15 protein-coding genes are annotated in these 22,561 nt (G+C 67.1%); 8 read left to right on the plus strand and 7 right to left on the minus strand.

Translation table 11 applies throughout. The annotated features are described in order from the left end of the window. Window positions 1-11: 11 nt before the first annotated feature. Together AC5Y46_RS11765 and cynS are read right to left on the minus strand one after the other, a co-directional pair. The gene (locus AC5Y46_RS11765; RefSeq protein WP_499991170.1) at window positions 12-1,046 is read right to left on the minus strand and encodes a patatin-like phospholipase family protein; all 1,035 of its coding nucleotides are present in this window, start codon (window positions 1,044-1,046) and stop codon (window positions 12-14) included. A 19-nt stretch (window positions 1,047-1,065) separates the two neighbouring features. Further along, window positions 1,066-1,524: a cyanase gene (gene cynS, locus AC5Y46_RS11770; protein WP_499944359.1), complete on the minus strand. Its 459-nt coding sequence runs from the start codon at window positions 1,522-1,524 to the stop codon at window positions 1,066-1,068. Window positions 1,525-1,647: 123 nt separating this feature from the next. On the opposite strand from cynS, the gene recC reads away from it, so the two are divergent. The 3 genes from recC to recD are packed head-to-tail and all read left to right on the plus strand — an operon-like array spanning window position 1,648 to window position 10,039. After that, entirely contained in the window at window positions 1,648-4,932 is a 3,285-nt protein-coding gene (gene recC, locus AC5Y46_RS11775; RefSeq protein WP_499991173.1) for an exodeoxyribonuclease V subunit gamma, read from the plus strand. Next, window positions 4,932-8,282: an exodeoxyribonuclease V subunit beta gene (gene recB, locus AC5Y46_RS11780; RefSeq protein WP_499944357.1), complete on the plus strand. Its 3,351-nt coding sequence runs from the start codon at window positions 4,932-4,934 to the stop codon at window positions 8,280-8,282. The genes recC and recB overlap by 1 nt, the downstream gene beginning before the upstream one ends. Beyond that, the gene (recD, locus tag AC5Y46_RS11785) at window positions 8,279-10,039 is read left to right on the plus strand and encodes an exodeoxyribonuclease V subunit alpha (protein WP_499991174.1); all 1,761 of its coding nucleotides are present in this window, start codon (window positions 8,279-8,281) and stop codon (window positions 10,037-10,039) included. Before recB ends, recD begins: the two co-directional genes overlap by 4 nt. A 92-nt stretch (window positions 10,040-10,131) precedes the next feature. On the opposite strand, the gene AC5Y46_RS11790 is transcribed toward recD, so the two are convergent. Further along, the gene (locus AC5Y46_RS11790; protein ID WP_499944355.1) at window positions 10,132-11,097 is read right to left on the minus strand and encodes a hypothetical protein; all 966 of its coding nucleotides are present in this window, start codon (window positions 11,095-11,097) and stop codon (window positions 10,132-10,134) included. 218 nt (window positions 11,098-11,315) lie between these two features. Between AC5Y46_RS11790 and AC5Y46_RS11795 the strand changes: the two genes are divergently transcribed. Beyond that, window positions 11,316-12,404: a DUF8808 domain-containing protein gene (locus AC5Y46_RS11795; protein WP_499944354.1), complete on the plus strand. Its 1,089-nt coding sequence runs from the start codon at window positions 11,316-11,318 to the stop codon at window positions 12,402-12,404. Window positions 12,405-12,426: 22 nt separating this feature from the next. Here the strand turns inward: AC5Y46_RS11795 and AC5Y46_RS11800 are convergent, their stop codons facing one another. The 3 genes from AC5Y46_RS11800 to AC5Y46_RS11810 are packed head-to-tail and all read right to left on the minus strand — an operon-like array spanning window position 12,427 to window position 15,529. Then, window positions 12,427-13,515, minus strand: coding sequence for a galactokinase (locus AC5Y46_RS11800; RefSeq protein ID WP_499944353.1), 1,089 nt, complete (start codon window positions 13,513-13,515; stop codon window positions 12,427-12,429). Next, window positions 13,512-14,588: a galactose-1-phosphate uridylyltransferase gene (gene galT, locus AC5Y46_RS11805; protein WP_499944352.1), complete on the minus strand. Its 1,077-nt coding sequence runs from the start codon at window positions 14,586-14,588 to the stop codon at window positions 13,512-13,514. Before galT ends, AC5Y46_RS11800 begins: the two co-directional genes overlap by 4 nt. Beyond that, on the minus strand, window positions 14,585-15,529 hold the full coding sequence (locus tag AC5Y46_RS11810) for a class I SAM-dependent methyltransferase (RefSeq protein ID WP_499991175.1): 945 nt from the start codon (window positions 15,527-15,529) through the stop codon (window positions 14,585-14,587). Before AC5Y46_RS11810 ends, galT begins: the two co-directional genes overlap by 4 nt. 181 nt (window positions 15,530-15,710) lie before the next feature. Between AC5Y46_RS11810 and AC5Y46_RS11815 the strand changes: the two genes are divergently transcribed. The 3 genes from AC5Y46_RS11815 to AC5Y46_RS11825 all read left to right on the plus strand — a co-directional run bounded on the left by AC5Y46_RS11815 (window position 15,711) and on the right by AC5Y46_RS11825 (window position 20,877). After that, window positions 15,711-18,086 (plus strand): lysylphosphatidylglycerol synthase transmembrane domain-containing protein, encoded by a 2,376-nt coding sequence (locus AC5Y46_RS11815; RefSeq protein ID WP_499944350.1) that lies wholly within the window; start codon window positions 15,711-15,713, stop codon window positions 18,084-18,086. A 128-nt stretch (window positions 18,087-18,214) separates the two neighbouring features. Then, window positions 18,215-18,700: a hypothetical protein gene (locus AC5Y46_RS11820; protein WP_499944349.1), complete on the plus strand. Its 486-nt coding sequence runs from the start codon at window positions 18,215-18,217 to the stop codon at window positions 18,698-18,700. Between the two features lie 32 nt (window positions 18,701-18,732). Further along, window positions 18,733-20,877, plus strand: a complete 2,145-nt coding sequence (locus AC5Y46_RS11825) for an FUSC family protein (protein ID WP_499944348.1) — start codon at window positions 18,733-18,735, stop codon at window positions 20,875-20,877. A gap of 4 nt (window positions 20,878-20,881) precedes the next feature. Here the strand turns inward: AC5Y46_RS11825 and AC5Y46_RS11830 are convergent, their stop codons facing one another. Then, window positions 20,882-21,190, minus strand: a complete 309-nt coding sequence (locus tag AC5Y46_RS11830; protein ID WP_499944347.1) for a hypothetical protein — start codon at window positions 21,188-21,190, stop codon at window positions 20,882-20,884. A 119-nt stretch (window positions 21,191-21,309) separates the two neighbouring features. Between AC5Y46_RS11830 and AC5Y46_RS11835 the strand changes: the two genes are divergently transcribed. After that, window positions 21,310-22,554 (plus strand): cytochrome P450, encoded by a 1,245-nt coding sequence (locus tag AC5Y46_RS11835; RefSeq protein WP_499944345.1) that lies wholly within the window; start codon window positions 21,310-21,312, stop codon window positions 22,552-22,554. The last annotated feature ends 7 nt before the right edge of the window (window positions 22,555-22,561 follow it).

Consider the following 22,561-nt stretch of genomic DNA (forward strand, 5'->3'; position numbering starts at 1 on the left):
TCGCCCGACGGCTACTGGTACTGCCGGAACTGTTCGAGGTACTCGACCCAGTTCCAGGTCGACAGGAACGCCTGGGCCGCGGCATATCCCTTGTCGTACAACGCTTCCGCGTCCCGGCGCGAGATCCCGAAATCCAGGAAGTTGACCGCGGTCGAATCGACCCGGATCGCGCGGGCACTGACCCAGGGCTGGTTCAGATAAGTCTGGTCGTGGCCGACGAACATTGTGGTGATCAGCTGCTCGAGCAGCACCGACGGCGGACCCAGCAGGCGCAGCGCGCCCAGCCCCGGGATCAACTGGTCGTTGCCTTCGGGGAGATCGGGCACCACCGTGATACCGAACGTCGGCCAGCGCGGCGGCCTGCAATCGGGTCGGTCGAACGAGTCGATCGGGAAGTTCGACAGCACGCCGCCGTCGACGAGCGTCGAGGTGAGTCCCTCGGAACTGGTCAACGTGACCGGCCGGAAGTAGAACGGAATCGACATCGACGCGCGCACCGCGTCGGCCACCGACTGCTCGTCGGGATCCAGCCCGTACAGCCGCTGGTAGTCCCAGGGCAGTCGCACCAGTTGTCCGGTCGTGATGTCGGTGACGGTGACCGCCAACCGGTAGCGGCGCTCGGCACTGATCTGGCGGTCGTTCAGGGCGAGGTCACCGAACGTCGTGACGCCGAGGTTCTTCAGCTCCCCGCGGATCCATTCGTGGGCGAAATCGCCTTTGTACAAGCCGTTTTCGCGCAGTAGTCCCCAGGCCTGTCCGACCACGGGCAGGTGCCCGACCGGTCCGGTATCGCGGAATCTCTGATACGGCAGGGTGAGCGCGATCTCCTTGATCTGGTCGGTGGTCAACTGGTCGCCGTTGGACGCTGCGGCCAGGATCGAACCGACCAGCGAACCGGCGGAGACACCCGACACGCGTTTCACCGCGTAGCCCGCGTCCATCACGGCGACCACGGCCCCTACCAATCCGACACCCTTCACACCGCCGCCGGACAGCACCAGGTCGACGGGTTTGCGACGCGGCATCCTGGAACGTCGTTTCGTCATCGTCTCTCCTTGGCGGGCTTCAGTCCTGTGCCGAAGTCCATTGGTAGGGAAGGAATTTGCCGTCGAAGGTGACCACGACGCGGTCGCCCGACGGATGCGGCTTCTTTTGCAGGTCCATACTGAAGTTGATCGCGCTCATGATGCCGTCGCCGAATTGTTCGTGGATGACCTCCTTGAGCGCGCCGCCGTAGACCTGCAGGGCTTCGTAGAAGCGGTAGATGGTCGGATCGGTCGGCACTCCCGAATCGGGCAGGCCGCCGCGGATCGGAGGCGCCGCCAGCACCGGTATCGCCGACTCGTCCAAACCCAGGATCTCCACCAAGACCTTGCCCTGTTCGGTTGGGATCGGGTGCTGACCGAGCAGCGCCGACGTCGTCCACAGCAGCGGGCGCTCGATGGCGTCGGCGAGTTCCTGCCAGCTCAGTCCCTTGGCCAGCCGGGCAATCACGATCTTCTCGGTGAGCTCGTTTCGGTTCATGGGTTTCAGCATGCCCGTCAACGGTGCGGCGTTAACCAGCGGCCACGAGGGACGGCTCCGGCGAACGGGCCGGTCGCGACCATCGTGCCCACTTGTCGGCCCCCCGGTCTATGGTGGCCCGCAATGGCGCTTCATCTCCACCGTGCCGAACGGACAGATCTCCTTGCCGACGGTCTCGCCGAACTGTTGGCCGAGCCGCCGTCGGACCCGTTTGCCGAGGATCTGGTGCTGGTGCCGGCCCGCGGCGTGGAGCGCTGGTTGAGCCAGCGACTTTCCCACCGATTGGGGTCGGCGCCGGACCGCGGCGACGGGGTGTGCGCCGGCGTGTCGTTCCGCAATCCCGCGTCGCTGATCGCCGAGATCACCGGCACCGTCGAGGACGACCCGTGGTCGCCGGAGGCGATGACCTGGCCGCTGCTGCAGGTGATCGACTGCTCGATGGACGAGCCGTGGTGCCGCACGCTGGCAAGACATCTCGGGCATTTCGACGTCGACGACGAAGCCGAATTGCGTCGGGGCCGGCGGTATGCGGTCGCGCGCCGGCTGGCCGGGTTGTTCGCGTCCTATGCCCGGCAACGGCCCGGGCTGCTGGTCGACTGGTTGGCCGGGGAGGTAGCCGACCTCGATGACGATCTGGCCTGGCAGCCCGAATTGTGGCGGGCCTTGGTGAGGCTGGTTCCGGCCGACCCGCCGCACATCAGGCACGCCAAGACGGTTGCCGGCTTGCGGGCGGGCCGCGCCGATCTGCCTTCCCGGCTTTCGCTGTTCGGTCACACCCGGCTGGCATGCACCGACATCGAATTACTGGACGCCGTGGCGACCCATCACGAGTTGCATCTGTGGCTGCCGCATCCCAGCGACGACCTCTGGCGGTCCCTGGCCGGCGATCACGGCGCCCTGCCGCGGCGCGAGGACACCAGCCATCGCAAGGTAGGCCACCCCCTGCTGGCGACGCTGGGTCGGGATCTGCGCGAACTGCAACGCGCGTTGCCGGCCCGCCCGGCCACCAATGAGGCGCTCGGCGGGGCCGACCGCCCGGACACCCTGCTGGGCTGGCTGCAATCCGACCTGACCGCCAATGCCGTCCGCGCGCAAGGACGCTCGTTGGCCCACGACGATCGCTCCATCCAGGTGCACAGCTGTCATGGTCCGACCCGCCAGATCGACGTGCTGCGCGAGGTATTGCTCGGCTTGCTGGCTGACGACCCGACGCTGGAGCCGCGCGACATCCTCGTCATGTGCCCCGACATCGAGACCTACGCGCCGTTGATCGTCGCGGACTTCGGGATGGGCGACGTGATCCACGACTCGCATCCCGGGCATCGGCTGCGGGTGTGCCTGGCCGACCGTTCCCTGTTGCAGACCAATCCGCTGCTCGGTGTCGCTTCGCAGCTGCTTGCGTTGGCCGGGGGTCGTGCCACCGCAAGTGAGGTGCTCAACCTCGCCCAGGCGACGCCGGTGCGCGCCCGGTTCGGCTTCAGCGACGACGATCTCGAGGACATCACCAGCTGGGTCCGGCAGGCGAACATCCGATGGGGTTTCGACCGAGAGCACCGGCAGCCGTTCGGCGTCGACTTCGTCCACAACACTTGGCGATTCGGCATCGACCGGGTGCTGGCCGGCGTCGCGATGTCGGAGGCCTCGCACGCCTGGATCGACTCGACGTTGCCGCTCGACGACGTCGGCAGCAACAGCATCGAATTGGTGGGCCGATTCGCCGAATTCGTCGACCGGTTGCAGCGGGTGGTCGTCTCCCTCACCGGTACGCGGCCGTTACGCGAGTGGTTGGCGGCGCTGTCGGAGGGCATCGCCCTGCTGACCCGCATCGACGACGCCGACATCTGGCAGAGCAGCCAGATGCAGCGCGAGTTCGCCGACGTGCTCCACACCGCGGGGACGAGGTCGGAAACCCCGATGCGGCTGACCGACATCCGCGCGTTGCTGCAGCGTCACCTCGCCGGACGGCCCACCCGCGCCAACTTCCGCACCGGCACCCTGACAGTCTGCACCATGGTCCCGATGCGTTCGGTTCCGCACCGGGTGATCTGCCTGGTCGGACTCGACGACGGCGTGTTCCCGCGACTCGGTGTCGTCGACGGTGACGACGTCCTGGCCCGCCGCCCGCTGACCGGTGAGCGTGACATCCGTTCCGAAGACCGCCAACTGCTGCTCGACGCCATCGGCGCGGCCACCACACATCTGGTCATCACCTACACCGGCGCAAACGAATACTCGGGTCAGCGCCGACCACCCGCGGTACCGTTGGCCGAACTGCTCGACACCCTGGACGTCACGACGCAGGAAAAGGTCCGCTCCCGCATCGTCGTCGAACATCCGTTGCAGCCCTTCGACATTCGCAATGTGCAGCCCGGCCGACTCGTCCCCGCAGTGCCGTTCAGTTTCGACCCGATCGTCCTGCGGGCGGCCCGTTCGCTCACCGGATCACGGGCCCCGCAGCCGCAGTTCATCGGCGAACCGCTGCCGCCGCCTGCGCCGGATGACGTCGTCCTCGCCGACTTGATCACTTTCTTCAAGGACCCGGTCAAAGGGTTTTTCCGGGCCCTCGAATACACGCTGCCGTGGGACGTCGACGGCGTGGCCGACGCCATGCCGGTCGATATCGACGCGCTCGAGGAATGGACGGTCGGCGACCGGATGCTCAACGACATCCTGGCCGGCATGGCTCCGGACGAGGCCAGACAGGCGGAGTGGCGCCGGGGCACCCTGCCGCCCGGTCAGCTCGGCTGGCGCAAGGTGAACGAGATCCGGGATCAGGCCGGATTGCTGGCCGCGGCCGCCCGCAAGTTCCGCCACGACGAAGCCAAACCCTACGACGTCGACATCGACCTCGGATCCAGACGGCTGACCGGCACCGTGCCCGAGGTGTTCGGCGACCGGCTGGTGTCGGTGACGTACTCCAAGCTGGACGGCAAGCATCTGCTCGGATCGTGGATCCCGTTGTTGGCCTTGTTCGCCCACTACCCCGGCCGGGACTGGTCGGCGGTGTGCATCGGTCGGCCGAAGCGCGGCACGAGTCCACGGCAGCTGGGGCTGGGTCCCCCGCGGGAGTCGGCGATCGAGGTGCTGCGGGAGCTGGTGGCGATCTACGACGCCGGGCGGCGCGAGCCGATCCCGTTGCCTGTCAAGACTTCCTACGCCTGGGCGGCGGCCCGGCACAACGGGGACTACCCCGTGACTCCGGCCGAATACCGATGGAAATCCGGCCGGTATCCCGGGGAGGACAAGGCGCCCGCTCACGAGCGCGCCTGGGGCCGGTACGCGCCGCTGTCGAAACTCATGCAACCGCTGCGACCGGGCGAGGAGTACGACGGCGAGGACAACCGTCTGGGCGCCTACGCCGCGCGTCTGTGGCTGCCCATGCTGCGCGCCGACAGGAGTCCCGGCTGATGCAACCGTTCGATCTGCTGGGTCCGCTTCCGAAGGACCGGTCCACCACGGTGCTGGAAGCCAGCGCCGGCACCGGCAAAACGTTCGCGCTGGCCGGGCTGGTGACCCGCTATATCGCCGAAGGCCGAGCCACCCTCGACCAGATGCTGCTCGTCACGTTCGGACGGGCGGCCAGCCTCGAACTCCGCGAGCGTGTGCGTTGCCAAATCCTGGCTGCGCTGGTCGCTTTCGATGACGAAACCACCGTAGGCGACAACCAGCTGGTCGCCCATCTGCTCGAGGGCAGCCAAACACAGCGCGACGAACGCAAGCAGCGGTTGCGCGACGCGTTGGCCGGCTTCGACGCCGCGACGATCGCCACCATCCATCAGTTCTGCCAGTTGGTCCTCAAATCCCTTGGCGTAGCCGGTGATACCGATGCGGGTGTCACGCTGGTGGAGGACCTCGACGAGTTGATCACCGAGATCGTCGACGATCTGTATCTCGCCCATTTCGGTCATCAGCGCGACAATCCCGCACTGAGCTACCCGGATGCGCTCAGAATGGCCCGCAAGGTGGTCAACAACCCGTGCGCGCAGCTGCGGCCCCTGGCACCCCAACCCGGCTCCCCTGCGGCATTGCGTGTCGACTTCGCGAGAAGAGTCCTGTCCGAGTTGGAGATCCGCAAGCGTAGGCGCGGCATCCTCGGGTACGACGATCTGCTCAGCCGGCTGGCCGAGGCGCTGGACACCGGCGACTCCCCGGCCAGAGCGCGCATGCACCAGCGCTGGCCGATCGTCATGGTCGACGAGTTCCAAGACACCGACCCGGTGCAATGGCAGGTTCTCGAACGCGCGTTCAGCGGACGGTCCACGCTGATCCTGATCGGCGACCCGAAGCAGGCCATCTATGCGTTTCGTGGCGGCGATATCGTCACCTATCTGCACGCGGCGAAAACCGCCGGCGAAAAGCGAACACTGGTCACGAACTGGCGCAGCGACAGCGCGCTGGTCGAGCGGTTACAAGCGGTGCTGAACGGGGCCGAGTTGGGTGACCCGCAGATCGTGGTCCACGATGTGCAGGCGTATCACCGGGGTCATCGGCTGGTCGGCGCCCCGCGCAATGATCCGTTCCGGCTTCGCGTGGTCCGCCGAGCTACGTTCGGCCGTAAGGGGATTCAGAACATTCAGATCGACGACCTGCGCGAGCACATCGGTCGCGACCTCGCCGCCGACATCGGCGGGCTGTTGGCCAGCCGGGCAACCTACGACGGCAACCCGGTCGCGGCGCGCGATGTCGCGGTGATCGTCGAGACTCATAGAGACGCCCGCATCTGCCACCGCGCTCTGACCGGCGCAGGCATCCCGGCGGTGTATACCGGCGACTCCGATCTGTTCGATTCGGCGGCCGCCGACGACTGGTTGTGCTTATTGGAGGCGTTCGACCAGCCGCACCGCCCCGGCGTGGTGCGTGCCGCCGCAGCGACGATGTTCTTCGGCCACTGCGCCGAAGACCTCGCCGCCGGCGGTGACCAGCTGACCGACCGGGTGGCAGATACGTTGCGCGAGTGGGCGGATCATGCCCGGGAACGCGGGGTGGCCGCCATCTACGAGGCCGCGCAACGCAGCGGCATGAGCGACCGGGTGTTGTCGTGGCAGGGCGGCGAGCGGCACATGACCGACCTGGCCCACGTCACGCAACTGTTGCAGGAGACCGCCCACCGCGAGCGCTATTCGTTGCCGGCACTGCGGGATTGGCTGCGCGACCAGCGCGAGGATCGGGGTAGCGGCGGCGAACGCAACCGCAGAATCGACAGCGACGCAGCCGCCGTCCAGGTCATGACGGTCTGGGTGAGCAAGGGCCTGCAATACCCGATCGTGTATCTGCCTTTCGCGTTCAATCGCAACATCCAGCAACGCGAGCCGGTGCTGTTCCACGACGGGGAAGTGCGCTGTCTGCACGTCGGCGGCAAGGACAGCCCGGACTTCGCCGAAGTCGAACAACTCGGTGTCCAGGAATCCGCCAACGACGACAGCCGGCTCACCTATGTCGCGATGACCCGAGCCCAGTCACAGGTGGTGGCCTGGTGGTCACCTGCGCACGACGAGCCCAATGGCGGTCTGTCGCGACTGTTGCGGGGCAGGCGACCCGGGGAGTCGGTGGTTCCGGACCGCTGCATTCCGACCAAGATCGACGACGACCAGGCGTGGGCCCGGCTGCAGGAGTGGGAGACCGCGGGCGGGCCGGTGCTGGAGGAGTCCGTGATCGGTTCCGCCCCAAGCGTTTCCGCGCCGCTACTGCCGCACGACCTGGATATCCGGCACTTCCATCGCCCGATCGACACCGCCTGGCGGCGTACCTCCTACTCGGGCCTGATCCGGGTGACCGAGCAGGCGGCACCCCTCGGCGTGACCAGCGAGCCCGAGGTCGCCGAATTGGACGACGAAGTCAGCGACATCCCGTTGACCGAGGTCGCTGCGGTGCCGGATGTGCCCTCGCCGATGGGCGCGCTGCCGACCGGCGCGAAGTTCGGCACGCTCGTGCACGCGGTGCTGGAGACCGCCGACCCGTTCGCGGCGGATCTGGCCGGTGAACTCGAGGCGCAGATCCGTACCCATGCGGTGTGGTGGCCGTTGGACGTGTCGGCCGCCGAGTTGGCCGCCGCCATGGTCCCGATGCACGACACTCCCCTGGGGCCGCTGGCCGACGGGCTGACGTTGCGTCAGATCGGTCTGCGAGACCGGTTGCGCGAGTTGGACTTCGAGTTCCCACTCGCGGGCGGCGACGTTCGGGTCGCGGGCGGCGACGTTCGGGTCGCGGGCGGCGACGTTCGGGTCGACGCCGCCGACATCCGACTCGCCGACGTCGGGCGGCTGCTACGGTCACACCTGCCCGCCGACGACCCGCTGGTGTCGTATGCCGAGCGTCTGGCCGGCGAACCGCTGGGCGGACAGTCGCTGCGCGGCTACCTCAGCGGTTCGATCGACGCGGTGCTGCGGATTTCCACCGACTGCGGCCCCCGCTACCTGGTCGTCGATTACAAAACCAACTGGCTCGGTGATCCGGACCGGCCGTTGAGCGCCGCCGACCACACCCGCCCGCGGCTGGCCGAGGCGATGCTGCACTCGGACTATCCACTGCAGGCATTGCTGTACAGCGTTGTGCTGCACCGGTTTCTGCGCTGGCGGCAGCCCGATTACGATCCGCAGCGGCATCTCGGTGGTGTGCTGTACCTGTTCCTGCGGGGGATGTGCGGGCCCGCCACTCCGATGGTGGACGGCCATCCGGCCGGGGTCTTCAGCTGGGCACCGCCGACCGCACTGATCAGCGAGTTATCCGATCTGCTCGACGCGCGCACGGCGGCGGCATGACGGCGCCGTCGACCGAGATCATCGACCCCGCCGACCGGCGGCGGGTGGTCAGCGCCACCGGCATCTTGCTCACTTTCAACGAGGCCGGAGTGATCGAGTCCGCGGATGTGCATGTCGCGCAACGACTCACCACGATGGCCGGTGAGTCGAACCCGACGGTTGCACTGGCTGTCGCGTTGGCGGTGCGCGCGCTGCGGGGCGGCTCGGTGTGCGTCGACTTGGGATCCGTCGAATCGCAGGTCGGCGTGGCCGGTTTGCCGTGGCCGACGGGTGACGAGTTGCTCGCCGCGGTCTCGGCCAGCCCGCTGGCCGGATCCCCACCGGTATTGAGAGTTTACGACGGCCGGCTGCTGTACCTGGACAGATACTGGCTCGAGGAGCAACAGGTCGCCGAGGACTTTTCTGCTCTGCTGTCGGCGCACGCGGCGCCGGATCCGCCGGGAATCAACCGTCTGTTTCCGGCCGGCTACGAGGAACAGCGCGCGGCGGCGACCGTCGCGCTGCGACAAGGTCTGACCGTGTTGACCGGCGGTCCAGGGACCGGCAAGACGACCACGGTGGCGCGGCTGCTGGCACTGTTCGCCGAACAGGCGCAACTGGACGGCAAACCGCCGCTGCGCATCGCCTTGTCGGCACCCACGGGTAAGGCCGCGGCGCGGTTGAATGAGGCCGTGCAGTTGGAAATCGACAAGCTGGAACCGGTTGACCGGCAACGGGTCTCGGGATTGCGGGCAACGACCTTGCACCGGCTGCTGGGCAGGCGGCCCGATACCTCGTCGCGGTTCTACCACCATCGTGGTAACCGGTTGCCGCACGATGTCATCGTGGTCGACGAGACGTCGATGGTGTCGCTGACCATGATGGCCCGGCTGCTGGAATCGGTGCGTCCTCAGGCGCGGCTGTTGCTGGTCGGGGACCCCGACCAGTTGGCCTCGGTGGAGGCCGGCGCGGTGCTGGCCGACCTGGTCGACGGGCTGGGACCCCGGGACGCCGCACTCGCGGCGCTGCAGACTTCGCACCGGTTCGGAGAATCCATCGGCGAGCTGGCGGCCGCGATCCGTTCCGGCGACACCGGCACGGCCGTCGACGTGCTGCGGGCCGGCGGGGATCACGTCGAGTGGATCGACAGCGATGATTCTGCCGACCGGCTGCGTGCTGTGCTGGTGCCGCATGCGTTGCGGCTGCGACAGGCGGCCGTGCTCGGCGATGCGGCGACCGCGCTGGCCACGCTGGACGAGCACCGGCTGCTGTGTGCGCACCGGCGCGGTCCATTCGGCGTCCAGCACTGGAACCGGCAGATCGAGCGCTGGATAACCGAAGCGACGGGCGAACCGATCTGGTCCTCGTGGTATGCCGGCCGACCGGTGCTCGTCACGACCAACGACTACGGGCTGGGCGTCTACAACGGCGACACCGGGGTGACGGTGCTGGACAGCGAAGGGCAGCTACGCGCGGTCGTCGCCGGTGCCGACGAGTTGCTCGAGTTCGCCACCAGTCGGCTCTCCGACGTCGAAACCATGCACGCCATGACGATCCACAAGAGCCAGGGCAGCCAGGCCGATGAGGTGACTGTGCTGATGCCGCAAGAGGATTCGCGGTTGTTGACCCGTGAGCTGTTCTACACCGCGGTCACTCGCGCCAAGAAGAAGGTCCGGGTGGTGGGGTCGGAGGCGACCGTGCGCGCCGCAATCGAGCGGCGCGCGATGCGAGCCAGCGGCCTCGCCCATCGCCTCCAGGCCACCCGGACCCTCCACTGACGGCGACAAGCACCGCGACATCCATGGTGCAGGTGAGCCAGCGCGGTGTGGAGAGTCACCAACCTTCCGTTGCGGTTTCCTGCGCAGCCCGCTCACGCAGACGCCGCACGCTGTCCCCGCAATGCATCACACGCGGCCTCGAAACGCGCCCACTCGTCGGGACGTGGCCGCACCCCGTCGTTGACCAGGGCGTAGCTACCTACCTGCATTCCCGGCGCGAGCGGCGCCAGCAATCCCGCGATCATTCTGATCTGTCCCGCCGGGCTGTCGGCGAAGCTCTCGAATACCCTTTTGCGGATCCATGCCAGCGCATCGTCCACACCGGCCGCCAAGTCCAATGCGGGGACCCGCAGTGCTCCATTGCATCCGAGAACCTGCTGATCGAAGCGGTCTTCCCAACACTCGGTGGCCCAACCCCTCCACACTTCCGGAAGGGCTTTGAAGATTCCCATCGCATCCGCGGTCTGCCACACTCCGACCGTCTTGCGCGCAACGTCGATGTGGACGCCCCCCTCCGGGATCTTGCCGAGAGCCACCCGCCGCAGGCCGCGACCGGGCAGCAGGTCGAGCAGTGCGGGTCCGTGCCAGGACTTGTTGAGATCGCCCCACCACAGCGGCCACATCCGAACGCGGCCGGCGGCATCGACGACGGACACCAAGTGGCACATGACGTTCAGGTCGTCGGCGAGCTTGATCCCCGGCTGGTCGTCCCAGGATTGGAGTCGCAACTGCGCGCCGACGTAACCGGCCAGTTCGATGGTTCCGTCGTAGGCCCACCCGATCGAGTAACCCGGCCACACCGCGGCAAGCACGCTCATCATCGCCCGGCGTTCGGGCATGCTCACCATCAACCCGTCGCCGAAGAACAGCAGCCGGCGGCGGTCGAGGTCGACCACTGCACCGCCGTCGGCCCACAGCGGATCCACCCAGTCGTTCTTCGCGCACGGTCGCAGCGACTGCACATAGCGCAGCGCGAGATCCGGTCCACCGATCAGCGCATCAAGCATCCGACAACCCGCCCAATGCGAGTAATACAGTTGCCAGTCTTGATCTTTCACGATCACGAAGTTCGCCCGGTTTCCCATCTCGGCCCCAATCCGCACTGGCGCGCTTCTGACATCGCGCCGACTGAGCCAAGCATCACGCAGGGGTCCGACAACAACGCCGGCAATCCGCCGCGCACGACGGAGTCATCCACAGTGGGCAACTTGTCCACAGGCGGAGTTCTTGGCCCCGTACCATGGCCGAGACACCAGGCACCGACGCGAGCGACGCAATGACAGAGCAAGGCATGGACCCGCTACTGCTGGGACAGCGCGTCGTCGCGATTCTGGAAACGGGTCTGCGTAGCGCGACCTACAAGCTCGCCACCCTGATGGCGCTCGTCGACTTCAGCATCGAGAACCTTCCCGACCATCCCGACCGGGCGCTGCGGGTTTCGATCCCGGACCTGGCCCACCGGGTGCTGCAGATCTACTGGCGACAGGTCCGGCCGTTCGACGGGCATGAACTACGGCAGGTCCACGGTTCGAAAGCACGAATCCTGATGGCTACCAATCACTTGCGGTCAGCTTCCGGGGCCGGCGGAAGCGGCTTGGCGCTGGAAGTAGCGATGACGAGAGTCCCCGAGGTCTACCAGGAGACGATCGACAAGATCGCGCTGTGTCTGGCCCAGCAACCGCTGCACCGACTGCAACGATTGCCCGGAGCATCATGCAGCGACTCGTTCCTCTACGACGACTCGTTCCTGCACGACCAGGTATCCCGGTCGACGCTGCGGGCCCACGGCGACTCGATAGAACTGCGCCCCGGCGTGGCCTACGGCCTGGCACGGCTCGCGGGGCTACTCAAGCCCGCACTGGAGATGATGTGGGTCGAGGACGTACGGCGCATGAACAAGTTCTTGGATGCCGAGGTTCCCGACGTCGCGGGTCACCTCTTCGGCCGCGAGCGAACAGCTTTGGCGATGGTCCGCGAACCCCTCAAGGATGCTTTCGGTGCCCGCTGTTTCTACTGCGGCGCCGACCTGCCGGCGAGCAACCCGATCGACCATGTGCTGCCTTGGTCACTGGTCGGCATCGACGGTTTGGCCAACCTGGTGCTGGCGTGCGCGCGCTGTAATGGCGACAAGAGCGGCGCATTGCCCGCCGTCGATATCATCGACCGCGTCCTGGGGCGCGACCGGAATCTGTTGGAACAGATCGCAAGCGAGATCCAATGGCCGACCCAACGCAGCCGGGTTGTCGCCGCCGCCCGGGGTATCTACCGCGGCCAACCGTCCGGTGTACCGACGTGGTCCGGGTACCGCACGAGTACACGTCTGGACATCAGCACGCCGCCGTGGTGGATCCGAATCGATTGCTGACGCCGGCCGAAAGAACGGATCGTCAGCATCGGCCCGCACCCCCCGCGGCGAAAGTCCGGCGAATCGCCGGTTCCGGGTAGCCGGCGTCGGCAGCCGCCCGTCGCACCGCGTCCGCGACCACCGGCGCTCGGTCGGCAGGCGCCAGCGCGATCACGGTGCCTCCGAAACCGCCCCCGGTCATCCGGGCACCGAGCGCACCCGCGTGCAGTGCGCTGTCAGCCAGCAGATCGATGTGCTCGGTGGTGATGCCGAAGTCGTCGCGCATCGACCGCTGGGAGGCGGTCATGATCTGTCCGGCCCGAATCAAGTCCGAATCACTCAGTGCGGCAATGAATTCCAGCACCCGGTCGTTCTCGGTCAGCACGTGACGGGCACGTCGCGCATCGATCGGATCGATCACCGCATCCAGCGCCGCTAAGCCGCGGTCCTGGACGACGCGCAGCGACGACGCACCCAGGTCCCTGGCCGCCCGTTCGCACGCCGCCCGTCGCGCCGCATACTCTCCGTCGACGTGTCGGTGCCGGGACCGGGAGTCGATGAGCAGCAGCGTGACACCCGAAGCGTCGGGGTCGAACGGTACCGGTTGGACGCTGATATCCCGGAAATCGATCTGTAGCGCGGTTTTCGGCCTGCCCTGCAGCACCGCCAACTGATCGAGCAAACCCGTTGGGGCACCGATGTAGTCGTTCTCTGCCCGCTGCGCCACCCTGGCCAACTCGGTGGCGCCGAGATCGACGCCCGCGGCCGCACCCACCGCGCCGAGGACCGCGCACACCAGCGCGGCCGAAGAGGCCAAGCCCGAACCGCTTTCGACGTCGCTGGTTATCGACATCGTCCCGCCGGGAAGCACGTGGCCGGCCGACCGAAGCGCCCAGATCGCCCCCGCGACATAGGCGGCCCAACCCGCCACCTCGCCCGGCTCGGTGTCCAGCGGGATCCGAACCGCGCCCTGCGCACGATCGCTGGTCACGGTGACCGCGTCGGTGCGCTCAGGTGCGAACGCGGCGACGGTACGCTGCGGCAACGCGATCGGCAGCGCGAACCCCAGGTTGTAGTCGGTGTGCTCGCCGATCAGGTTGACCCGCCCCGGCGCGGCGTAACGGACGGTCATGCGCCTGATTCCCGCAATCGTGCGGCCACCGTCTCCGGGATGACGTCGCCGATGAAGGCACCCATCGCCGACTCGGCGGACGCCAGATACTTCAGTTTGGTGGCGCTGCGCCGAATCGACATCAACTCGACGTGGAAATAGCCGTCCTGTTGCGCATCGGTGTACTGGTGCAGCGCCGACATGTACGGCAGCGGCGCCGAATACATCCGGTCAAACCTGCGCAGCATGTCCAGATAAATCCGGGCGAACCCGTCCAACTCTGCGGCACTGAAGTCAGTAAGGTTGCGCAACAACCGATTTGGGTAAATGTGCACCTCTACCGGCCAGCGTGCGGCGAACGGCACGAACGCGGTGAACAGTTCGTCGCGAGCGACGACGCGACTGCCGTCCGCCAACTCGGCCGCCAGCAGGTGCGCAAACAGGTTGTCGCCGTTCAGTTTCCGGTGCAGGCGGGCTTGCCTCAGCATGGTGTCGGTGCGGGGGGTCAGATAGGGGTAGGCGTAGATCTGGCCGTGCGGATGGGTCAGGGTCACCCCGATCTCCTCGCCGCGGTTCTCGAAGCAGAACACCTGCTCGATCCCGGGCCGCGCCATCAACTCGGCGGTGCGGTGCCGCCACGCCTCGACCACCAGCCGGGCGTGGGCCGGGTCCAGGTCCGCGAAGGATCCGGTGTGTTCGGCGGAGAAGCAGATCACCTCGCAGCGGCCGTGCCCCGGCGCAGAGACGAACCCGGGTTCCTGCGGTGGTGCGACGGGCCCGACGCCGCAGAGGCTGGGAAACCGATTCTCAAACACGACCACGTCGTAGTCGGCGGCCGGGACCTCGCTGGTCATCCCGGTCTCGCCCGGGCACAGCGGACACGATTCGGCCGGCGGCTTATAGGTGCGGTCCTGCCGCTGTGCGGCAACGATCACCCACTGGCCGGTGGTCCGGTCGTACCGCAGTTGCGATGGGGCCGGGTCGCGGCCAGGCAGTGGCCGGCGATCGGGTACCGGCGCGGGAACGTGCGAGGGCAGCGCGAAGAAAAGGAGATCGCGGCCGTCGGCCAGGGTCCACCGCGTCGGCTCCGTCACGGCCGTCGCAGGGCGTTGACGAACACAGTGCGCGGGGTGGTGTCCTCGACCCCGGCAGGCACTCCGCGCCCATAGCCGGCCATCAACTCTTGCGCCGGCGTCACCGTCGCATCCCAGCCGTGCCGGCCCAACCAGCCGCCCACGTCCTCGCGTTCCTCGAAATACCACAACTCGTCGGTTCTCGGGATCTCGCGCTGCGGTTCGACTTCGGCCAGCAAGACGCGCAGGCGATCCATCCGGTCGCGGCGTCGCGCACGCACTTCCGGGTCCATCCAGTCCGGGCCGGGCGCCTCCACCGCGATCCGGCTACCGGCCGCACTGAGCCCCTGGATACGGTCGAACAGTAGCTCGTGGGCAGTCGCCGGCAGGTAGGGCAGCAGCCCTTCCACCGACCAGGCACTGGGTCGCGAAGGATCGAACCCGGCCTGTTGCAGTGCGGCCGGCCAATCCTGGCGTAGGTCCACCGCGACAGCGACCCGCTGGCAGGTGGGCGACGCACCATGTTCGGCCAGTGTCGAGGCCTTGAAGTCCAGTACCTTCGGTTGGTCGAGCTCGTAGACGGTCGTGCCATCCGGCCACGCCAACCGCCAGGCCCGCGAATCCAATCCCGCGGCCAATATCACCACCTGATCGATCCCCGATCCGGCGGCATCGGTGAAGAAGGTGTCGAAAAAGGCTGTGCGAGAGGCCATGTAGCCTCTCATCGACCCCATCCGGGTCCGCAGTTCGGGTTCGGCCTCGAGAACCTTCTCGGGCAGATCTGGTCCGGCGAACCAGTTCCACACGCCATCGCCGACAGCGTCCAGGAATACCCGTGCGAACGGATCGCTGATCAGCGGATCGTCGCTCTCCGTTTCCGCCGCGCGGGCCGCGGCCACCCCCAACGCAGTAGCTCCCACGCTTTCGGTGATTTCCCAGCTGTCGTCGTCTGTCCTCGCCACGTCCGCGCCCTTCCGTTGTCGACACTCGACATTAGAACGCCTCAGCCTGCGCAGATGCGCACCCCGGCTTCGCGATTGATCACAGCGCGTCGCCGGTGTCCATCAGCCCCATGACGCATGACTCCGGTTAAGTTGTGTGCGGGCCGCTAAGAGACACGGCGCAGCCGAAGGATCTATGGACATGCGAGTTGACGGACGCGACATCACGGTGTCCGGCAGCTTGCTGCAACCGATGACCCGGCGCACCAACGACATCATCCGGCTGGCGCTGGCGGCCGTCGCGCTGGTGGCAGTGGTGACCAGTTCGCTGATCACCCGTCCTCGGTGGGTGGCGCTGGAGAAATCCATCTCCCAAATCGTCGGAGTGCTGACCCAGACCCAGTCCGACCTGGTGTACCTGGTCTATGGCATCGCGATCCTGGCGCTGCCGTTCGTGATCCTGATCGGCCTGATCGTCTCGCGCCAATGGAAGCTGCTCGGCGCATACGGCGCCGCCGCGCTGATGGCCGTTCTCCCGCTGTCCATCAGCAGCAACCGCATCGCCGCGCCGCGCTGGCACTTCGACCTGTCCGACAAACTCAGTTCGCTGCCAGAGCAGTTCCTCGACGACCCGCGCTGGATCGCGATGCTCTCCGCGGTGCTGACCGTGTCGGGGCCCTGGCTACCGGCCCGCTGGCGGCACTGGTGGTGGGGACTGCTGCTGGCGTTCGTACCGATTCACCTCGTCGTCAGCGCCATCGTCCCGGCGCGCGCGGTGGTCGGGCTGGCGGTGGGCTGGTTCGTCGGCGCGTTCGTGGTGCTGGTCGTGGGGACCCCCGCCCTGGAGGTGCCGCTGGAGGGTGCGGTCCGCGCGATGGCCAAGCGTGGCTTCCTGGTGTCCAGGCTGCTGGTGGTCCGGCCGGGCGGGCCCGGTCCTCTGGTGCTGTCCGCGGAATCCACCGATCCCGAAGCCAGAGCGGCGGTCGAGCTGTACGGGCCTCATCAACGCAGCGGTGGCGCCCTGCGGCAACTGTGGTGGAAGTTGCGGCTGCGCGGATCCGAGACGGCACCGCTGCAGACCTCGCTGCGCCGCGCCGTCGAGCATCGCGCGCTGATGGCCATCGCCATCGGGGACATCGGCGTTGCCAACACCGCGACCATCGCGCTGGCCGCACTCGACCGCGGCTGGACGCTCTACGCGCACAAGCCCGTCCGAGGGGTGCCGCTGGACGAATGTGCCGGCCAGACGCCGGTCGCAAAAGCGTGGGAATCCCTGCGAGTCCTCAACGATCACCAGATCTCCCACGGAGACCTGCGCTGCAACGAGATCACCGTCGCCGACGGCTCCGTGCTGTTCGGCGGTTTCGGTTCGGCCGAATACGGTGCCACCGACGCCCAACTGCAGTCCGACATCGCCCACCTGCTCGTGACGACCTCGGCGTTGTACGACGCGCACTCCGCGGTGGCCGCCGCGATCGACACGTTCGGCAAGGAAACCATCCTCATCGCTTCTCGGAGGCTGACGAAATCCGCTGTGCCGAAACGCATCCGGCAGTCGGTCGCCAACCCGAAGGGCGTCATCTCCGAAGCCCGGGCGGAGGTGAAACGCCAGACGGGTGCCGATCAGATCAAAGACGAGACGATCACCAGGTTCACCCGTGGCCAGGTCATTCAACTGGTCCTGATCGGGGCGCTGGTCTATGTCGCGTACCCCTTCCTCAGCACCGCGCCGACGTTCTTCTCCGAACTCAGTCACGCCAACTGGTCGTGGGCGCTGCTGGGCCTGGCGGTGTCGGCGCTGACCTACGTCGGTGCGGCCGCCGCGTTGTGGGCCTGCGCGGACGGGTTGGTGGGTTTCTGGAAGTTGACAATCGTCCAGATAGCCAACACCTTTGCGGCCACCACCACCCCGGCCGGAGTGGGTGGGCTTGCCCTCAGTACCCGCTTCCTGCAGAAGGGTGGGCTGACCGCGCTGCGGGCCACCGCCGCGGTCGCGCTTCAACAAGCCGTGCAGGTGATCGTCCACGTCGCGCTGCTGATCATGTTCAGCGCGGTGGCCGGGACGTCGACGGACCTCTCGCATTTCGTCCCGGATGCCACTGTGCTGTACCTGATCGCCGGCGTCGCGCTGGGCATCGTCGGCACCTTCTTGTTCGTGCCCAACCTGCGGCGCTGGCTGGCCACCGAACTACGGCCGAAACTCAAAGAGGTGACCAACGACCTCGTCGAGCTCGCCAAGGAGCCGAGACGCTTCGCGCTGATCGTATTGGGCAGTGCCGGAACAACTCTCGGCGCGGCACTGGCTTTGTGGGCCAGCGTCGAAGCATTCGGTGGCGGCACGACGTTCGTCACCGTCACGGTGGTGACGATGGTGGGCGGGACCCTTGCATCGGCCGCCCCCACACCCGGCGGGGTCGGCGCCGTCGAGGCGGCGCTCATCGGTGGGCTCGCCGCCTTCGGCGTTCCCGCGGCGATCGGGGTGCCCTCGGTGTTGCTGTACCGGGTGCTCACCTGCTGGCTACCGGTGTTCCTCGGCTGGCCGGTGATGCGCTGGCTCACCAAGAACGAGATGGTCTGAGCACGCGCGCCGTTCAGGACCACTACATCCCGGAGAAGAACATCAATCAAGTCCCGGTCCACCGCGGCGACCTGCCCGTCCCCCGCCGCGGCGTTCCTTTTTCGGCAAATGGACTTACGGTGGTGGACATGACAGATCAGTCGTATGCGGTAGACATCGGACATCCTCCAGAACCCTTGCTTCGCGCGGTCAACCCCGTGTTGAAGTCCTTGTTACGCACTCCGCTCGCGGGGCCGCTGCGCAAGCAGCTGATGGTGCTGAACTTCACCGGACGAAAGTCGGGAAAATCGTTCTCGATCCCGGTGAGCGCCCACGTGATCGACAACGATCTGTATGCGCTGGCCGGCGCCAACTGGAAGTACAACTTCAAGGGCGGCGCCCCCGCGCAGGTGGTCTACGGCGGCAAGACCCGCACGATGCGTGGCGAAGTCGTCGAAGACCGTGGCACCACGTACGACCTCTATCTGCGCTGCGCGCAGTCCTACGGAGTCAAGCAGGCGCAGCGGATGATGGGGCTGAAATTCCGCGATGACCGCGTGCCGGCCCGGGAGGAGTTCGCCGAGGCGATCGACCGGCTGAAACTGGTAGCGATCAAGTTCACCCCGGCCGGGTAGCAGTTCTCTTTGCGCACAACGTTGTTGAGCGGATGACGCTCGCCGCCACATTCCAGCGGGTACGAACCTGGACGATCGGTTCCGATCCCGGCTTGCTTCGCCTCAGACTGGCCATCCGCGCCACCACAGCGTTGGGTTGTTCGCTGCTGGCGATGTACGTGTTGACCACCGCGACAAGGCAATCCCTGACCGTCGCGCTGCTCGGAGCTGTCATCACCATGGTCGCGGCCCGGTCGGTCAACGAGCCGGACCCGCGGCGGCAACGCATCACCATGGCGTTGCTGCCGGTGCCGGCGACGCTGTCCATCACCGCGGCCGCCCTGCTGTCGCGCCACCAGCTCGTCAGCGACATCGTCTTCGTGGCAGTGGTGTTCGTCGCGGTCTACATCCGCCGGTTCGGTGCGCGTGGACAGGCACTGGGCATGGTCGCGTTCATGGCTTACTTCTTTGCCCTGTATCTACGTGCGGGCCCGCATGAGTTGCCGTGGATGATCGCCGCCGTGCTGGTGGGCACGTTGTGCACCTTCCTGACGACGACCTATGTGCTGCCCGACCATCCGGATCGTTTGCTACAAGCCACCATTCGCTCGCTGCGGGCCCGGATGGCGATCCTGGTCGACGCCACCGCCGAAGTATTGCGGGCGGACCGGCTCAACGAGCGACGCCGACGCCGGATGCGCACCCGCATCGCGCGGCTCAACGACACCGCGTTGATGGTGCAGGACCGGCTCGAAGACAAGTCCAATCCGGCCGCTACTTCGCTCGGGGAACGCTTGGCCCCGTGGCTGTTCGACGCCGAACTCGCCGTCGAATGGGTGGCGATCGCCGGTCAGCGGGTGGCGCTGGCCGCCATGCACGGGCCGGCCATCCCGACTGCCGTCCGCGCCGAACTCGTCGCCGCCCTTTCCGAACTCGGCTGGGCCATCAGGGTTCCCAGTCCCGACGGCCTACGGGCCGCAGCCGACCGGGCCCAGGGTGTGCTCGACGGCCAGCCCGCCACCTCAGAAGAGCCCGGCGACGCTGCCGTCCGTCGGCTTGCCATGGCGATAATCGGCGCTGCCACAGCCACTTCGGAGGTGCGGTCGCTGATCGAGGAAGCCGCCGACGCCACCGGACCCGCGACGGAGCCGGACGACGATTCCGATGACGACGTCCAGGCGGCCCGAAGCGGCCTGCTGCCCACGACGCGGCAAGCCATCCAGGCCTGCACCGCGGCGTCGCTGGCCATCGTCGCCGGCGACGTGGTGTCACCGGATCGCTGGTACTGGGCGGTGATCGCGGCGTTCGTGGTCTTCGCCGGCACCAACACGTGGGGCGACACCCTCACCAAAGGTTGGCAGCGCCTGCTGGGCACGGCGCTGGGCGTGCCCTGTGGAATGCTGGTCGCCACCGCCTTCGACGGCAACACGGTCGGGTCGGTGGTGATGGTCTTCGTCTGCCTGTTCTGCACGTTCTACTTCATGCAGGTCACCCAGAGTCTGATGGCCTTCTGGATCACCACGATGCTGGCGCTGCTGTACGGACTGATGGGCCAGTTCAGCCTCGACGTCTTGGTGGTGCGGATCGAGGAGACTGCGGTCGGGGCGGTCATCGGCGTCGCCGTCGCGATCCTGGTGCTGCCCACCAATATCGGCACCACAATCCGCAACGACACCCATGAGTTCCTCACTGCATTGTGCGCCCTGATCGAAACGTCCATCGCGATAATGTTCGAACACGACGCAGCGGGCAGCCCCACCGAACAGGCACGCCAACTCGACCGGAAGCTGCGGCAGTACCGGGCGACCGCCAAACCGCTCCTGGCCGGTGTCGCCGGGTTGGCGGGCCGCCGCAGCATCCAGCGCGAGCTTCGGTTGTTCGCGGCCTGCGATCGTTACGCCCGAGTCCTGGCCCGGCGCAGCGAACAGTACCGAAACCTCGACTGCCCCGACGAGGTCGCCGACGCCGTGACCGGCGCCGCTGTGCAGGTCCAGCACAACATCGATGTGCTGATCGAGACCCTCGACGGCACGCAGCCGGAGGGCCTGGTCTCGGCGGCCGACGCCCTCGACGCCGCCGAGGCACTGGCTCGGGATTTATCGGCCCTGTACCCGCTGCGCCAGATAGACCGGATCGTCGTCGCCGCCGCAACTCACCTGGACCCGGATGCGCTTTTCATTGGTGCACAACATCATTGAAGACCTACTGACGCGGCCATGATCTGCCGAGCAGGTCGGCCAGCTGGATGGCGACCTGACTGAGCATCAACTGAACCTCCGGCCGCTGCTCCGGGGGCAGGGCGTCGACACCCCGCTGCACGATGGTCGTCTGCTGACTCAGTTGGTTCAACCGCTGCTGTCGCTCCGCCGGACTCAGACTGTCCCAGCTGGCGTGCAAATCCGATGTCTGCTGCTGCAGCTGTTGCACCTCGGCGCGGGGATCGGCCCTTGCCGGACTGGCTGCCACCAGCGCGCCGATCAACAGGGCTCCCACTATCGCGGTGACTCTCATGAACGCCACCCTGCCGGGCTCCGCTTGCCTGATTCTTGCGTAACTGTTGCATCCGGGGGCTGGTGCCTCGTTACGATCAGCCTGATCGTTGCGTTCTGCACCTCGCCGAGGAGGTTTGAATGGCCGCCCCGAACTTGCCGCCGGGCTTCGATTTCACCGATCCCGACATCTACGCGCACCGGTTGCCGGTGGCGGAGTTCGCCGAACTGCGCTCGACAGCACCGATCTGGTGGAACGAGCAACCGCCGGATCGGGGCGGATTCGGCGACGGTGGCTACTGGGTGGTGAGCAAGCATCGCGACGTTCGCGACGTATCGCTGCGCAGCGACGTCTTCTCCTCGGCGGAGAAGTCGGTGGTGCCGCGCTACCCGGAAGAGTTGGCGCAGGCCCAGATCGAGCTCGGACGGACGTCGATGATCATGATGGACGACCCCGAGCACAGCCGACTGCGCAAGATCGTCGCGCGCGGGTTCACCCCCCGCGCCGTCGAGCGGCTGCGCGCCGACCTGACCGAGCGAGCGCGGCAGATCGCCGCGCGGGCAGCTGCGGAAGGATCGGGCGATTTCGTCCGGCAGGTCGCCTGCGAGTTGCCGCTGCAGGCGATCGCGGGACTGCTCGGGGTTCCGCTGGAAGACCGCGAACAGCTTTTCGACTGGTCCAACCAGATGATCGGCAGCGACGATCCGGAGTTCGCCGACCACGATTCGCTGACATCGGCGGCCGAAATGATGTGGTATGCCATGCAATTGGCGGAGCGCAGAGCCAAGGACCCGGGCGCAGACATCGTCACGACGCTCATCCAGCCGGACGCCGACGGGCACCGGTTATCCGAGGCCGAGTTCGGCATGTTCGTGGTGACGTTGGCGATCGCCGGCAACGAGACGACTCGCAATTCGATCACCCACGGAATGATGGCGTTCACCGACTTCCCCGCCCAATGGGAGCTGTTCAAGGCCCAGCGACCGGGCACCGCGGCCGACGAGATCATTCGTTGGGCGACGCCGATCACCGCGTTTCAGCGAACCGCGTTGGTGGACACCGAAGTTGGCGGAGTCTCGATCAAGAAGGGCCAACGGCTGGTGATGTTCTACCGCTCGGCCAACTTCGACGAAGAGGTGTTCGACGACCCCTACACCTTCAACATTCTGCGGTTCCCGAATCCCCATGTCGGATTCGGCGGCACCGGCGCGCATTACTGCATCGGCGCGAATCTGGCCCGCATGACGATCGACCTGATGTTCAACGCGATCGCCGACACGATGCCGGATCTGACCTCGCTGGGCGAACCCGAGCGGCTGCGATCACCATTCATCACCGGCATAAAGCACTGGCAGGTCGAGTACGGGACGAGGTGCCCGGTCTGATCGAGGC

This window comes from Mycobacterium sp. NGS59 (genome assembly GCF_059812345.1).

Bases quoted from the DNA above. Each gene is read 5' to 3' on its own strand.
- AC5Y46_RS11765 (WP_499991170.1), bottom strand. From the start codon at position 1,046: ATGACGAAACGACGTTCCAGGATGCCGCGTCGCAAACCCGTCGACCTG.
- cynS (WP_499944359.1), bottom strand. From the start codon at position 1,524: ATGAACCGAAACGAGCTCACCGAGAAGATCGTGATTGCCCGGCTGGCC.
- recC (WP_499991173.1), top strand. From the start codon at position 1,648: ATGGCGCTTCATCTCCACCGTGCCGAACGGACAGATCTCCTTGCCGAC.
- recB (WP_499944357.1), top strand. From the start codon at position 4,932: ATGCAACCGTTCGATCTGCTGGGTCCGCTTCCGAAGGACCGGTCCACC.
- recD (WP_499991174.1), top strand. From the start codon at position 8,279: ATGACGGCGCCGTCGACCGAGATCATCGACCCCGCCGACCGGCGGCGG.
- AC5Y46_RS11795 (WP_499944354.1), top strand. From the start codon at position 11,316: ATGACAGAGCAAGGCATGGACCCGCTACTGCTGGGACAGCGCGTCGTC.
- AC5Y46_RS11800 (WP_499944353.1), bottom strand. From the start codon at position 13,515: ATGACCGTCCGTTACGCCGCGCCGGGGCGGGTCAACCTGATCGGCGAG.
- AC5Y46_RS11815 (WP_499944350.1), top strand. From the start codon at position 15,711: ATGCGAGTTGACGGACGCGACATCACGGTGTCCGGCAGCTTGCTGCAA.
- AC5Y46_RS11820 (WP_499944349.1), top strand. From the start codon at position 18,215: ATGACAGATCAGTCGTATGCGGTAGACATCGGACATCCTCCAGAACCC.
- AC5Y46_RS11825 (WP_499944348.1), top strand. From the start codon at position 18,733: ATGACGCTCGCCGCCACATTCCAGCGGGTACGAACCTGGACGATCGGT.
- AC5Y46_RS11830 (WP_499944347.1), bottom strand. From the start codon at position 21,190: ATGAGAGTCACCGCGATAGTGGGAGCCCTGTTGATCGGCGCGCTGGTG.
- AC5Y46_RS11835 (WP_499944345.1), top strand. From the start codon at position 21,310: ATGGCCGCCCCGAACTTGCCGCCGGGCTTCGATTTCACCGATCCCGAC.